Below are 12461 nucleotides of genomic sequence, written 5' to 3' on the forward strand. Positions count from 1 at the left end.
TCTCAGCCGGCCGCGTCGAGAAGATCGCTCACCGCTTTCGAAAGCTTTTCCATCTTCTTGATGTCTCTCACGCTTGAATTCGGCGCGCCGACATAGAAGAACTCGGCGGGATGCATCAGGCTCTTGACCCAATCGGCCGCATGAGGGCTGGTCAAGCCGGGATAGCCTTCCAGAACATCGGTCGCGAAGAAATCGAGCCACTGATGCGCCTGTGTGGTGATATCGACGAGATAAGGCTCGAAGTCTCCATCATAGACCAGCGAAAGAAGGAACCGGGTGTCGTTGTCGAAAAGCAGGATACGGAAATCCTGGACAGTTCCGACGCGATCTTCCCAGTAGCCAGCTTCTGCCTGAAACTGCGGCAGGCGTTCGCGGAACAAGGCCGCGCCGCCCGGCAGCACATTGCCAATCATGGTCAGCTCACCGCGCTTGCCGATACGCTTTCCCGGACCGTCCGGCTGGTTCGTGACGGTCTGAGCCATAGCAAGACGAGCTTCCAAAGGCGCGATGTTGTCACTCATGATTGGTCTCCGTTGTCGAGGGTGAACTGTTGAAGATATTTCTGGAAGAGTTGGTCATCGACGTATTCGCGCTGCTCGACGACACGACCATCTCGCCAGGTGCATATTGCTGTAAAGGTGACTTCGAACGCTGGAGCTTTTCCATCGGTAATTCCTGAGAGGATCGCTATCGAGCAGGTCTTGTGTCCGTCCGCGCTCAGGAAGAAATCCAGGTAGGTTTCGTCGACTTGAGCCTCAGGGTAAGCTGCGCAAAATCGCTGCGCGCTGAAAACATGCTCCTGCTTGCCATGCGGCTCGATCTCGCCTGAGCGCCAGGCGACAAGGTCTTCATCGAACAGAGCCGCATAGTCTGACCATTGTCTCCTGTTCCAGGCCGTATCGAGTGCACGCATATGATCAAGATTTCGCCGTCCCATCTGCCCTCCCTCCTGCTTGAGCCTGGGAGGCTTGCCAGCCTCCACTTCGTTGAGCGGCGGAGGCTTCGTAGACGCCGCGTCTGATCTGGAGGATCGGATCATCTGTAGCCTCGATCCCATCGACCAGCATCGTCGGGTCGTGGTTCATCAGGCGATCGCCAATCTCCTGTTCGCTGGTCGGACCAGTGACGCGAAGGCGGCCGATACGAACGCGCTGCCGGTCTTCCGGCCATAGCGCCGTCGCATCGTTCAAGGGGTCCCCAGGCTGGCCGATCTCAAGCTCAAGTTCGAATTCAATGGGAGAGGTTTTCAGACGCTCGTCCAGCTCCAGAAACAAGACGTCGACGCTCTGATGGGTGAGGATCTCAGTATCCTGCCCCTTGACGCCATCGACCGGTATCCAATGACACCGCACGTGGTGCAGGTCTCCGGCAGCGTTTAGGTATCGGAATACATGGACGGCATGGAATTCGGTATTGCCGAAGCTGACAGGAGCCTGGGCGGCGGCCCGCATCTTGAAAACGTTCATGACATTGGGATTTGACGCGAGGAACACGTCGAGACCCGCCTTGTTCGGGCCAGCCCCTGGCGCTATGGGCTGAGCCGAGTTCACAAGCTCGACAAACTGCTCGATCGTGTTAGCGAAGAACAGCTTCTGGCTCAGCATCACGAGATTGGTGACTCGCCCATCCTCGAGATAGAAGCGCGTCGCCATGCCAACGGTCGAGTTGAAGAAGGCGTGCGGATTGCCCCCGCCCTTGGAGAAGCGTACGGACACAGGCAGCTCTTGCCCTTGCAGATGCACTGCCCTCGTGAACTGCCGAGCAATGTCGTAGGCTTGGAAGTGCCCCTTGTACAAGCGGCCGTCGGCGTGAAGTGTCCGGTAGCCGGGATAATGCCCAAGAACGCCGTGTATTCGTTCGACGATAAGATCTGCGCTACGATATTGACTGTTCTGACTCACGTCCGAAGCCTCCTGTGATCGGTGGCGAGACGATAGGAGCCGGACGGGAATCGACAAAAGTAAGGTGTGAATCGGCTAACCGTTTGACCAGTTAGCTGATGTTCACGACAGCCGTAATGCCTCCAGGCGATCGATGAGAGCCCTGAATTCAGTCGAATCGCGTATAAAGTCGAACCGAACATCGGTTCGCATCCAGACGGTGGCCAGTTCGCGGGCGTCCAACGCCTCGGAAAGGTAGGAGAGCGCCCGCGTGCGATCGCCGACAGCGGAAGCGAGCGTCGCATATGCGAATTTTCCGGCCCTTGGATTGTCTACGCCAAGCGTCCGTTCCGCGGTATCTGTCGCTCCACGCCAGGCGGCGAGTTCCGCGGACGCAAAAATCAGTTGTGGGTTGCCAATTCTGAGGCGCTCAAGAGGTAGGAAAAACTCCTCTTGATATGATCTACCCCCGAAATGACTGCTGAGTGCCATGTAATAGAGTGCCTCGGCGGGCGCGTTCCCGACTTCGATCTCAAGAGGCTTCTCGATGAGCCAGTCGAACTGACGATCCTGGAACCGGCTGACAGACTCGGCGATGTCCTGCTGCTGAGAAAAAGGCTCGATCGTGCGCGCCTCCCGAAAGAGCTGCTCAGCCTCTTCCGTCAGCCCCAGCAGTGCAAGGTATGAGCCGTAAATCCTCGCTGATCTTGCGTTGCGCCCAAGCGATAGCGATATCTCGAAGCTGTCTTCGGCTGCGGACCGATCACGCTCGAGCCAGGCATGGATCGTTCCTAGTGCCGCATACGCTTCCGGTGACTCCGGGTCGATCCGACGTGCCTCTTCCGCGGCAGGTTTCGCTTGAGCGAGTGCCGCCGGCTCATCGATGGCGCCGATCCTGAACAGATCGCAGAAGCAATCCGCTATTCCGGAATGACCACGCGCATAGTCCGGTGCGGTTGCGGCGACATCTCTGAAGAGTTGCAACGCAGCCTTGATGCCTTCGGTCGTTTGCTTGTCAAGCAGTTGGCGCGCACGATAAATCTTGGCGTGGGAATCGACGGCGACAGGCCCGGGACTAATCTGGAGATTGCGCATCTTGGAGCTATCGAAGCGCAATCTGCTGACGAACGTAGTCGCCATGCGTTCGGTTAATTCGCCAAGGTTTGGAGACGCGCTTTCGAACCGGTCCGACGTGACGACAAATCCGCGCGGATCAGAGATCTCAACGGTCACCTTGACTCGCCCATTGACCTGCCGAACTGTTCCTTGGACGATCGCATCCAAACCGAGTTCCGCCGACATCATGGGAATCGCGGGCTCTTTGTCGCGGTAACTGAAGGTAGTTGCACGAGAGGGTACCTTCAGGCCAGGCTCGGAGCCGAACGCAAAGACGAGTTCATCTGTCAGCGCATCGGCGAATTCCTGAATCTCGGCTCCTCCGGAAATGACTTTGATCGGCAACACCGCCAGACGAGTACCGGGCCCAGGCCGAAAGATATCTTTTGCAACTGCCGGAGAGCCAGCCGGTGAGGCGCGCTGCTGCGTGTTCAACTCGAAGAACGGCGTATAACTACCACTTGGAATGGTGATGAGGACGGGATCATACAGACCATCGCCCGAGAAATGCTCCTCCAGTTTTCTGCGCAGCCGTCGCGCCTCAACCCGGACGGTCGAGTCTATTCGAGGATCGTAAGGCGGGTCGCGGCGATAGACTTCATTGCCAATCGTTGCTTCCTTGAGATCCTTTCCTCGGCCACCGAGAGTTTCTTCAACGACATAGTTCAGCAGGACGAGAAGTCGATCGGAGCCATTAAAGCTGGCGCTTTTGCGTAGCCTTTCCATCTGATCCCTTACGGACGATGGTGACGGGCCTGATATTGCATCCATTCTCTACCCTCGCACAAAGCATATAAAATCCTGCGGCGCGTTTTGATCTTGGTCAATCCATTTGTCGACCACAACTTCGCCTGTGAGCGCATTGGCACACTGTTACTTTGTCCGATAGCACCCGCAAGCTAACTTCCACTGCCTCTGTTCCTGCTTAACCTGCCAGCGACGCAATCGCTGGAGCAAACGCCATGAAAAATGTTAGTGAAGCCTTGTCTGGAAAGGTCGCCGTGATAACCGGCGGGGCGAGCGGAATTGGATTGGCACTTGCGGTCGAAGCGGCACGCAAGGGGATGAAGGTCGCGCTGGCCGACATCAGCCAGGAGCGACTGGACGAAGCGCGAAAGTCGGTCGAAGCCGCAGGAGCTGAAACCCTGACCGTTCCGACGGACGTCAGCAATCTCGCTGACGTGGAGCGATTGCGTGACCGGACCAGCGAAGCTCTCGGCGATCCGTGGCTGATCGCGAACAATGCCGGCATCACCAAGCTTTCCCTGACCTGGGATCATACGGAAGCCGACTGGAAGCGGATGTTCGACATCAATGTCGGCGGTGTCGTCAACGGTCTTCTAGCGTTTTTGCCCGGACTGCGGGAACGCAACTCCGGTTACATCATCAACACGGCCTCAGCGGCCGGCCTCGTCACCATCCCTGCCGCGTCGGCCTATGTCGCGAGCAAGCACGCGGTCGTCGGCCTCTCCGAAACCCTCTATCGGGAGCTTATCGCGAGCCGGTCCGGCGTCGGTGTTTCCGTTCTTTGCCCGGCCCTCGTCAAAACGAACATCATGAGTTCCGAGACCGCGGGCAGGCCTGCCGACGCCAATGCCATGAAATCATCGCACGCGATGGAACCTTCCGATGTCGCCGCACAGGTCTTTTCCGCAATCGCAGCGAAGCAATTCTGGATACTGACGCATGCCACGCACATGGAACCGTACATTCTCGCGCGCGCCGGCGAGATCGTCAGTCAGACCAACCCCAGCCATGCCAGCGTCGACCCTGATGTCGCGAAGTCTTCGTCTGCCGTCACCGGCGTCGATTTTCTCGCCGTAAGCTGAAGAGAGCCTCCGACATGGCCAGGATCATACGCTTGATCATCAGTCTTGCCTGCCTTGCAGCACTCGGCGCACTCCTCTGGTTTGCGACACTGCCGCCTCCCCTGATCATTCAAGGAGAGGTTTCGGCGGACCGGGTCGATATCAGCGCACGTACCTCCGGGCGCGTTGCCGCGCTCCACGCCGACGTCGGGGACATGGTCAAGCGCGGATCAGTCATTGTCGAATTGGCAAGCCCGCAACTCGGCTCGGCACTCAATACAACAAAGGCGGCGCTCGCCGTGGCGATTGCCGATCTCGATCGGGTCAACAGTACCAGACCGGAAACCATCGCCGCACGGAAGGCGGAAGTCGAAGCCGCTGAGGCCGATGTCGTGCTCTATCAGACCGACCAGGCCCGGCAGGCGCGCCTTGCGACGACTGACGCGGTCCCACAGGCTCGTGTCGAACAATCGAGTCGCAATCTGGAGGCGGCGATCCGAAGCCGGGAAGCCGCCCAGGCCAACCTTGATTTGGCGATCACGGGTGCGAGCAAAGAGGAACGGGCTCTTGCCTCCTCTAAGGTGGAGCAAGCAGAAGCGACGCTCCGCCAGCAGGAAACGGACGTGAAGGAACTCACCGTCTACGCGCCAATCGATGGGCAAGTAACAACCAGAATAGCCGAACTCGGTGAGAATTTCAGTGCTGGCGCTCCCCTCTATTCAATCGTCGATATCGAACATCCATGGTTCACCTTCAACCTCCGAGAGGACCTCATAAGGTCACTCAAAGTTGGCGACCACTTTAGTGTCACCGTTCCAGCACTGACGGGTGCCGAGATCGATGTAAGGGTAACGATCATCAATGCACAGGGCCAGTATGCGACATGGCGCGCGACCAGGGCTACAGGCGATTTTGACCTCAGGACGTTCGAAGTCCGCGCCGTTCCGATCAAGCTCATCGAGGGGCTGAGGCCCGGAATGAGCGTGATCGCATCATGGCCCGGAAGTGATCGATAATGTCGGTCGCGCGTATAAAACCAGGCTTTGTGCTCGTTTTTCTGCGCGAGGCAGCGCAGTTTCGAAAACAACCGTTCCTGTTGTTTCTAACAATCGTCATGCCCCTGATCTTGATGGGTCTGCTTGCGGCAGTCTTCAGCCAAGGGCTGGCGACACGACTCCCTATCGCCGTCCTTAACCTTGATGGAAGCGACCTGTCGCGAACCATTGTCCGTACAGTCGACGCAACGCCTGATGCCGCCGTTGTCGCAAATGTCAGCGATCTGACTGAAGGCCGGCACCTTATCCTCTCGGGAAGGGTGCATGGCCTACTGATGATCCCGAAAGACCTCGAGCGGGACGTTTTTGCTGGGCGGCGTCCAGAGGTCGTCTTCTTTTACAACACCCAGACTATGACGACGGGCAACCTGACCCTGCGTGGCGTCAACACCGCACTTGCCAGCGTTGAAGGAAACATCAGGCTGTCAGTCAGGACCACACGAGGCCAGCCGATCGATATTGCACGATCTTTGCTTGCCCCGATACCGGTACAGGTCAATCCGCTCTTCAACCCGACCCAGAACTATACGCATTTCCTGTTGGCAGCATTGTTACCGACAATCCTTCAGATCATCGTCGTGACTGTCATGGCCTATTCGATCGGCCGCGACGCCGAGACTGAACATCGGTTCCGCATCTTGAGGCGCCTCGGCGGAGGCATCTGGCCGGCAATGTTCGGCAAACTCGTTCCCTATACGCTGGTCTTCCTGTTCGTCCTCGGGGTCGCGGATGCAATGCTGTTTCTGGTTTTCGAGCTACCCTTACGGGGCAATAGGGTTCTGCTCCTGGGCGCCGGCATCCTCTTCATTCTGGCAAATCAATTTTTAGGCGCCTTGCTCGCACTCATCCTTCGTCCAATGGCAACGGCTGTCAGCATAGGAACACTGCTTACCGCACCAGCCTTCGGCTTCATGGGGATCGGCTTTCCCCGCATCGGGATGAACGCATTCGCGTACTATTGGGGCGACGCCCTGCCCGGCACCTGGTACCTGATTGCCCGGATCGACCAGACAATCCGGGGAGCACCCTTCGATCTCTCCGTCCGTCCCCTTGCAATCCTGTTGTTCATGGTGATCCTCCTCGCCTGCCTGACCGCGCTCCGGCTCGGCGCCATTCGAAAAAAGGTATCGCAGCTTGCCCGCCCCCCTACGGCGACAATCGGTACAATGTCATGAAGGATCTGCTGTTCGTCTGCGGCCTTGAGGTGAAGCGAATCTTCACCCTGAAACCGGCCTTTTCCGTGCTGATCCTCGCAATCGTCGTTTATGCGGTGTTCTATCCGCAGCCGTATCGTGCGGAGGCACTACGCAACGTGCCGATCGCCCTGGTCGACCTCGATGGAACGGATAGCAGCCGCGCGTTTGCCCGGCGGCTCGATGCTTCTGCCGACGTCTCGATCGCCGCGGTCTTGCCGGATCAGGTGACCGCCGAACGGGAAGTCTATGCTCGCGGCATCTACGGGATACTCATCATCCCGAAATATTTCGAGCGCGATCTCCTGCACGGACGTTCCGCGCCGCTGGCACTCTATGCCGATGCCAGCTATTTCCTGATCTATAGCCGCATTTCGGGCGCGGTGAACGCTCTTGCAAGGACAGTCGGTGCCGAAGTCGAAACCGCCAGGCTTATCGCGGCACAGGTCGATCCAACTCTCGCCGAGGCTGCAACCAGCCCGATGCCGGCAACGACAATCCCGCTGTTCAATCCGCAGGGCGGTTATGCAACCTACATCCTGCCGGCGGCCTTTGTTCTCATTCTGCAGCAAACCCTTTTGATTGGGGTTGGACTTCTTGGAACCTACCCCGCCCCGCCAGACGTGAAGGCCCGGCTATCAGGCGTGAGATCCCTGGAAAGGATCAGCGGGCGAATGTTGGCCTATCTGCTGCTCGAGGCGATCGTCTTCTCGTTTTACCTGATCGTTCTGCCCGACCTCTACGGCATTCCCCGTCTGGGATCGGTGTCCACGATCATGATGGCGGCGCTTCCCTTCGTGATTGCCGTCGCGAGCCTTGGCATCGTCGTTGCCAAACTGTTCCGGAGCCCGATCGTGGTCCAGATGGTGGCGGCGGCCATCGGAATGCCCTTCATGTTCCTGGCCGGCTTCTCATGGCCGGGGGAAGCCATTCCTGAACCCTTACGAACGATTGCCCTGGTCATCCCGAGCACCAGCGCAATCCATGCGATCGTCAATGTCAGCCAGCTCGGCGCGAGCCTCGCTGATGTGCGCGCTCAGTTGCTCATCCTTGGATCACTCGCAGCAATCTACTTCTTCCTTGCTGTTCTCCTTGAGGCATCTGAAGCGAAAAGGAAGCCCCCGGATGCTAACGCATAATGTCGTAGTCGTTGGAGCCCGCCCAGGCGTTCTGGAGAGTTTCCAGGAAGACCTTGGTCGTTACGCGGAAAAGGTTCTCGCGCGCCGTCGCTTCGAGGGTCTCGCAGGCGAGGCAGTAACCAACTGCGCTGTCGAACACATAGTTGTCGGGGATCAAGTCATACCTTGCAACACGATTATCCGGGCGTCCGGCGTCAAGGCCTCACCCGCCGCAAAATGGCTCTGGATTCCATCTTCGTGGTCAAAGAAATGCTGGGCTGACCACCCACAGCGGTCATACTCCCGACCCCTTAGCGGGCAAGGCTGATGGGATTCGCTGACGCCGATTCAGTTCCGATACAGATTACGGGCCTGATACTTGCCTTCATCGTATCGAACTGGTTTCTATTCCGCCGGTATCCGAGTCTTCGTTTGCTCACACGCCTTATTCTGTTTGGTACCGTGAGTGCAATTCTTTTTTCAAATGGAAGTGCCCCATTCACGCCAGCCGATCCGAGTTCCAACAAGCTCCTGACAATATCGCTTTCAGTGGCAAAAGCAGCCTGGTGGATTCTTGGCTCTGCATGTCTGGTAAGCGTAGTCCGCGTGTTTCTGATATTCGAGCGCAAACCGCGAGAGGCACGCCTCCTGCAGGATTTGGTGGTCGCCATTATCTATGTCGGCACGTTTTTCTCAATCATATCCTACGTGTTCAGTGTGCCGATCGGCACCATGGTTGCCACTTCAGGCGTGTTCGCGATTATTCTCGGTCTGGCCTTGCAGAATACGTTGAGCGACGTCTTCTCCGGTATCGCGCTCAATATTGCTAGACCCTATTCGGTGGGAGATTGGGTAAGTCTGGATAATGGATTTGAAGGGAAGGTCGTAGAGACAAACTGGCGGGCAACCCAACTCCTGAACGGCTCAAACGACCTGTTATCGATTCCCAACAGTGCACTTGCGAAAGCTCGGATCATCAATCTCAGCAGTCCCGACCCAGAGCATGGTACGTCTATCAGGGTGAAATTGTCGCTGGCATTCACGCCCAAAGCCGCGGTCGAATTGATGGAAACCGCACTTCGTGGCGCAAACTCAATTGCAAACCCCGCCAAATCGTCGGTCAGGATTTGCAGCCTTGATTCTCAGGGTATCGAACTGGAACTGTGCTTCCGTGTCGCGAGTGTCGGCAACGGCTCTGCCGCGAGAAATGAGGTCTTTGATCTGGCGTTCCGACACGCAAAAGCGGCGGGCGTGACTATCGTCGGCGGAGAGCCTGCGTCCGTACGTGGCGAAAACGACCGGCCACCTCAGAGTACGGCCTGGCGGCTATTGAACGCATTGCCTCTTTTGGAATCGCTTACTAACGACGAGAAAGAAGTCCTCAGTTCACAGATGACACGGCGCGTTTTTCGTAAGGGGTCGGTTATCGCCCGGCAAGGTGAGGTTCTGACGTCCTTGCTCATTGTAAGGTCTGGGATCGTATCAATCGAAAGCGGTGGACATGAACTGCTGCGGTTATCTCCTGGTGACTGGTTCGGCGAAGGAGGGCTTCTGACAGGATCAGAAGAAACGGGAACGAGCCGGGCAGTGACTACCGTCGTAGCCTACGAGATTGGCAAGGACAGCCTTTCAGCACTTTTGAAAGAGAGGCCGGCAATGGCAGATGAAATAGGTGTTGTTCTGGCCAGACGCCTCGAGCAGGAGCGTGAGCAACTTGCGCCGACGGGGCCAGCAAAGCCAACTCTGACCATAGGTGATCGGATCCGGATTGCCCTGAAAATATCGGGCACGCTTTGATTTTTGAACGTCCGCGGCCGGTCCGGATCTGTCATGGTCAGCCTTATCGGCCCCATCTACAAATCTGCGCAGATTTGCCTCACAGACCACTGTCAAAGAAGGCATCGCTTTCACTTAGTGATCACGCTCCTTCCCAGCTTTGCGCCTGTTAATTTTGGAATTTGTGTTTTACGTTGGGGTCTTAGTTTTCCACGCAGCACTGAGCCGGTTTTTCTACCGAGAAGTAGGCCGTGCGCTGGCCATGGTTGCGGACGGTCTTCCAGACGCGTCTCGTGATGAACCCATGCTTTCATCATGTCTCTCCAATGAAATATCGCAAAGCTCATTTCCTCGGTTGAACAAAGCCTTCGGGCGTTCCAGCGGTTGGATCGACGAAGATAATGTCCCCAGGATCGCGGCGCGGCGTATCGACGGAAACCATGAACAGCGGATGTTCGAGAATTTCGGGCATGCCGTGAACCGTGCCCTTCTTGAAGAACGGCATCCCGCCCGGTCCTACCTCGAAGGGCTGTTGATCTCCCATGAAAAATCGCCCGCGACCCGAAAGAATGATCAGATACTCATCGCAGGTCGCGTGATAATGGGCAGGCGTTGGCCGGTAGACGCGAAACACACGTGCGCTGGCCTCATCCTCATCCGTCAGCCGTTGATCCATCAGCAGCGTGTTCGCCGTTTCAGGAAACGTGCGAATGATGTCGTTCAGCTTGAAGGCGGCATAAGGCGCCGCCTCCACCAGCTTCTTGCGCTCGACATCTTCAGGCATGTTTGATCCTTTAACCCACAAAGCAATGACCACGATCTTGCCGCGCTGTTCTCGATCTTTCCGTGGACGGCTCTGACAAGCTGATCGGTACCAAGAAAATCGCACGCGCGGCGACGAATGGCGCCGCATGCAAAGGCGGCGGCGTCTCCTGCTAGTGCTTTCGCTTTGTCCAACTGCGATCCTTGCTCACATCTTCAGCGACAAGGAGCCGCACAATGGCAGAGAAATTATGGTTCATCACAGGAGCGTCACGAGGCCTCGGTCGCATCTGGGCCGAGGCAGCACTGGCGCGCGGAGACAAGGTCGCGGCCACCGCCCGCAACGCGTCGACCCTTGCCGAGCTCGCCGATCAATATGGGGAGGCCGTGCTGCCTCTTGAACTTGATGTCACCAACGTCGATGGTGTTGGAACTGCGCTTGCCGCCGCCCACACCCAGTTCGGGCGTCTGGACGTCGTTCTGAATAACGCCGGATATGCCCTGGTCGGCGCGATTGAGGAGATCGACGAGAAAGATTTGCAAGCCGAACTAGACACGAATGTTTTCGGCATGCTGCGCGTAATAAAGGCTTCGCTTCCCTATCTGCGAGAGCAGGGAAGCGGCCATATCCTCAGTGTTTCGAGTGTGGCCGGGATTGTCGCAAGTCCTATCGCTGGCGCTTACAACATGTCGAAATGGGCGGTCGAAGCGCTGCACGAGGCTCTTGCCAAGGAGGTAGAGGTCTTCGGCATCAAGGTCACTCTGATCGAGCCCGGCGCCTACGCCACCGATTTCGCCAGCGCGACCTCCCTCAAGATTTCGGAAGGCCTCGCCCCCTATGCGGAACTGCGCCAGCAGGCCTTTGCAGCAGGTGCCCAAATGGCCTTCGGCGATCCCAAGGCGACGCCTGATGCAATCCTGGCGATCGTCGATGCCCCCAAGCCGCCGCTGCGGTTCTTCCTTGGTACGGAAGGGCTTCCCGTGGCGCGTGCCGCTTATGCCGCCCGTTTGGTGGAATGGGAAGCCTGGGAAGAGTTATCCAATGCCGCTCAGGGCAGCGCATCCAATCAACAGATCGCATCACTTTGAAGAATATGAGGGCGCGCTTCGCGCGTCCTCCACCTTCCAGCCTCAGGTGTCATAGTTGCAAATCGACTTACTTACGTTTCTGAAGTCATGGGCGAGTAATCCGCTTCAGGTTGCCGCCATCGCTCCATCGGGCCGGGCGCTCGCAAAGCTGATGACGCGCGAAATTGGTCCTGCCACCGGACCGGTCATTGAGCTCGGTCCGGGAACTGGCGTGTTTACCCGCGGACTACTTGCTCGGGGCGTAGCGCCGGAAGACCTCACTCTGGTGGAGTATGGTTCCGAATTCGCCCGTCTCCTGCGCGCACGATTTCCTGATACGCGGGTCATCCATATGGACGCTGGCCGATTGAAGAAGATCGAATTCGACAGTTTGCACTCGGTCGGAGCGGTCGTAAGCGGGCTGCCCCTTCTGAGCATGCCGCCACGAAAGGTGATGGCGATCCTGTCCAGTGCCTTCTGGCAGATGCGATCCGAGGGCGCGTTCTATCAGTTCACCTATGGCCCTCGCTGCCCCGTTCCCCCGCGCATCCTCGACAGGCTCGGCCTCAAGGCAAGCATCGTCGGCAAGACGCTTCTGAACGCGCCGCCAGCTCGCGTCTATCGCATCACGCGTCGTCGGTCGCTGTCATCTCTCGCTTAATCACGGCGGCGACGCGCATTCGAT

The 12461-nt window shown here is 57.7% G+C and carries 13 protein-coding genes; 7 read left to right on the forward strand and 6 right to left on the reverse strand.

Annotated elements, in window-relative coordinates; translation table 11 throughout:
* Positions 1-2: 2 nt before the first annotated feature.
* From BTN45_RS11545 to BTN45_RS11560, 4 genes are all read right to left on the reverse strand, one after another.
* A complete protein-coding gene (locus tag BTN45_RS11545) occupies positions 3-521 on the reverse strand; it encodes a hypothetical protein (protein WP_196379756.1) in 519 nt (172 codons plus the stop codon).
* On the reverse strand, positions 518-913 hold the full coding sequence (locus BTN45_RS11550) for an ester cyclase (RefSeq protein ID WP_207587848.1): 396 nt from the start codon (positions 911-913) through the stop codon (positions 518-520). Before BTN45_RS11550 ends, BTN45_RS11545 begins: the two co-directional genes overlap by 4 nt.
* A gap of 4 nt (positions 914-917) precedes the next feature.
* Complete coding sequence (locus BTN45_RS11555; protein ID WP_207587850.1) at positions 918-1901, reverse strand: catalase; 984 nt, start codon at positions 1899-1901, stop codon at positions 918-920.
* Between the two features lie 102 nt (positions 1902-2003).
* Entirely contained in the window at positions 2004-3722 is a 1719-nt protein-coding gene (locus BTN45_RS11560; RefSeq protein WP_207587852.1) for a hypothetical protein, read from the reverse strand.
* A gap of 236 nt (positions 3723-3958) precedes the next feature.
* Between BTN45_RS11560 and BTN45_RS11565 the strand changes: the two genes are divergently transcribed.
* From BTN45_RS11565 to BTN45_RS11580, 4 genes are read left to right on the forward strand one after another with little or no spacing between them, the layout of a single operon-like run.
* Positions 3959-4825 (forward strand): SDR family NAD(P)-dependent oxidoreductase, encoded by an 867-nt coding sequence (locus BTN45_RS11565; protein ID WP_207587859.1) that lies wholly within the window; start codon positions 3959-3961, stop codon positions 4823-4825.
* Positions 4826-4839: 14 nt separating this feature from the next.
* Positions 4840-5820, forward strand: coding sequence for an HlyD family secretion protein (locus BTN45_RS11570; protein ID WP_207587868.1), 981 nt, complete (start codon positions 4840-4842; stop codon positions 5818-5820).
* On the forward strand, positions 5820-7034 hold the full coding sequence (locus BTN45_RS11575; protein WP_246751642.1) for an ABC transporter permease: 1215 nt from the start codon (positions 5820-5822) through the stop codon (positions 7032-7034). The genes BTN45_RS11570 and BTN45_RS11575 overlap by 1 nt, the downstream gene beginning before the upstream one ends.
* Entirely contained in the window at positions 7031-8191 is a 1161-nt protein-coding gene (locus tag BTN45_RS11580) for an ABC transporter permease (RefSeq protein WP_207587870.1), read from the forward strand. The genes BTN45_RS11575 and BTN45_RS11580 overlap by 4 nt, the downstream gene beginning before the upstream one ends.
* On the opposite strand, the gene BTN45_RS11585 is transcribed toward BTN45_RS11580, so the two are convergent.
* The gene (locus tag BTN45_RS11585; protein ID WP_207587872.1) at positions 8181-8330 is read right to left on the reverse strand and encodes a hypothetical protein; all 150 of its coding nucleotides are present in this window, start codon (positions 8328-8330) and stop codon (positions 8181-8183) included. The genes BTN45_RS11580 and BTN45_RS11585 overlap by 11 nt on opposite strands.
* A 167-nt stretch (positions 8331-8497) precedes the next feature.
* Here BTN45_RS11585 and BTN45_RS11590 point away from each other — a divergent pair, with 167 nt between their 5' ends.
* On the forward strand, positions 8498-9967 hold the full coding sequence (locus tag BTN45_RS11590) for a mechanosensitive ion channel domain-containing protein (protein ID WP_207587874.1): 1470 nt from the start codon (positions 8498-8500) through the stop codon (positions 9965-9967).
* 322 nt (positions 9968-10289) lie between these two features.
* Here BTN45_RS11590 and BTN45_RS11595 read toward each other — a convergent pair whose 3' ends face one another.
* Entirely contained in the window at positions 10290-10730 is a 441-nt protein-coding gene (locus tag BTN45_RS11595) for a cupin domain-containing protein (RefSeq protein WP_207587875.1), read from the reverse strand.
* Between the two features lie 215 nt (positions 10731-10945).
* On the opposite strand from BTN45_RS11595, the gene BTN45_RS11600 reads away from it, so the two are divergent.
* Both BTN45_RS11600 and BTN45_RS11605 read left to right on the forward strand, forming a co-directional pair.
* Positions 10946-11797: an SDR family NAD(P)-dependent oxidoreductase gene (locus BTN45_RS11600; protein WP_207587881.1), complete on the forward strand. Its 852-nt coding sequence runs from the start codon at positions 10946-10948 to the stop codon at positions 11795-11797.
* 55 nt (positions 11798-11852) lie between these two features.
* Complete coding sequence (locus BTN45_RS11605) at positions 11853-12437, forward strand: SAM-dependent methyltransferase (protein ID WP_207587883.1); 585 nt, start codon at positions 11853-11855, stop codon at positions 12435-12437.
* Positions 12438-12461: the final 24 nt, after the last annotated feature.

The sequence above is a fragment of the Rhizobium sp. ZX09 genome (assembly GCF_017357485.1).
Classification (GTDB): Bacteria; Pseudomonadota; Alphaproteobacteria; order Rhizobiales; family Rhizobiaceae; genus Agrobacterium; species Agrobacterium pusense.

Coding starts and splice junctions, on each gene's coding strand:
- BTN45_RS11580 (WP_207587870.1), top strand. CDS start 7,031: ATGAAGGATCTGCTGTTCGTCTGCGGCCTTGAGGTGAAGCGAATCTTC.
- BTN45_RS11590 (WP_207587874.1), top strand. CDS start 8,498: ATGGGATTCGCTGACGCCGATTCAGTTCCGATACAGATTACGGGCCTG.
- BTN45_RS11565 (WP_207587859.1), top strand. CDS start 3,959: ATGAAAAATGTTAGTGAAGCCTTGTCTGGAAAGGTCGCCGTGATAACC.
- BTN45_RS11545 (WP_196379756.1), bottom strand. CDS start 521: ATGAGTGACAACATCGCGCCTTTGGAAGCTCGTCTTGCTATGGCTCAG.
- BTN45_RS11600 (WP_207587881.1), top strand. CDS start 10,946: ATGGCAGAGAAATTATGGTTCATCACAGGAGCGTCACGAGGCCTCGGT.
- BTN45_RS11560 (WP_207587852.1), bottom strand. CDS start 3,722: ATGGAAAGGCTACGCAAAAGCGCCAGCTTTAATGGCTCCGATCGACTT.
- BTN45_RS11570 (WP_207587868.1), top strand. CDS start 4,840: ATGGCCAGGATCATACGCTTGATCATCAGTCTTGCCTGCCTTGCAGCA.
- BTN45_RS11575 (WP_246751642.1), top strand. CDS start 5,820: ATGTCGGTCGCGCGTATAAAACCAGGCTTTGTGCTCGTTTTTCTGCGC.
- BTN45_RS11595 (WP_207587875.1), bottom strand. CDS start 10,730: ATGCCTGAAGATGTCGAGCGCAAGAAGCTGGTGGAGGCGGCGCCTTAT.
- BTN45_RS11550 (WP_207587848.1), bottom strand. CDS start 913: ATGCGTGCACTCGATACGGCCTGGAACAGGAGACAATGGTCAGACTAT.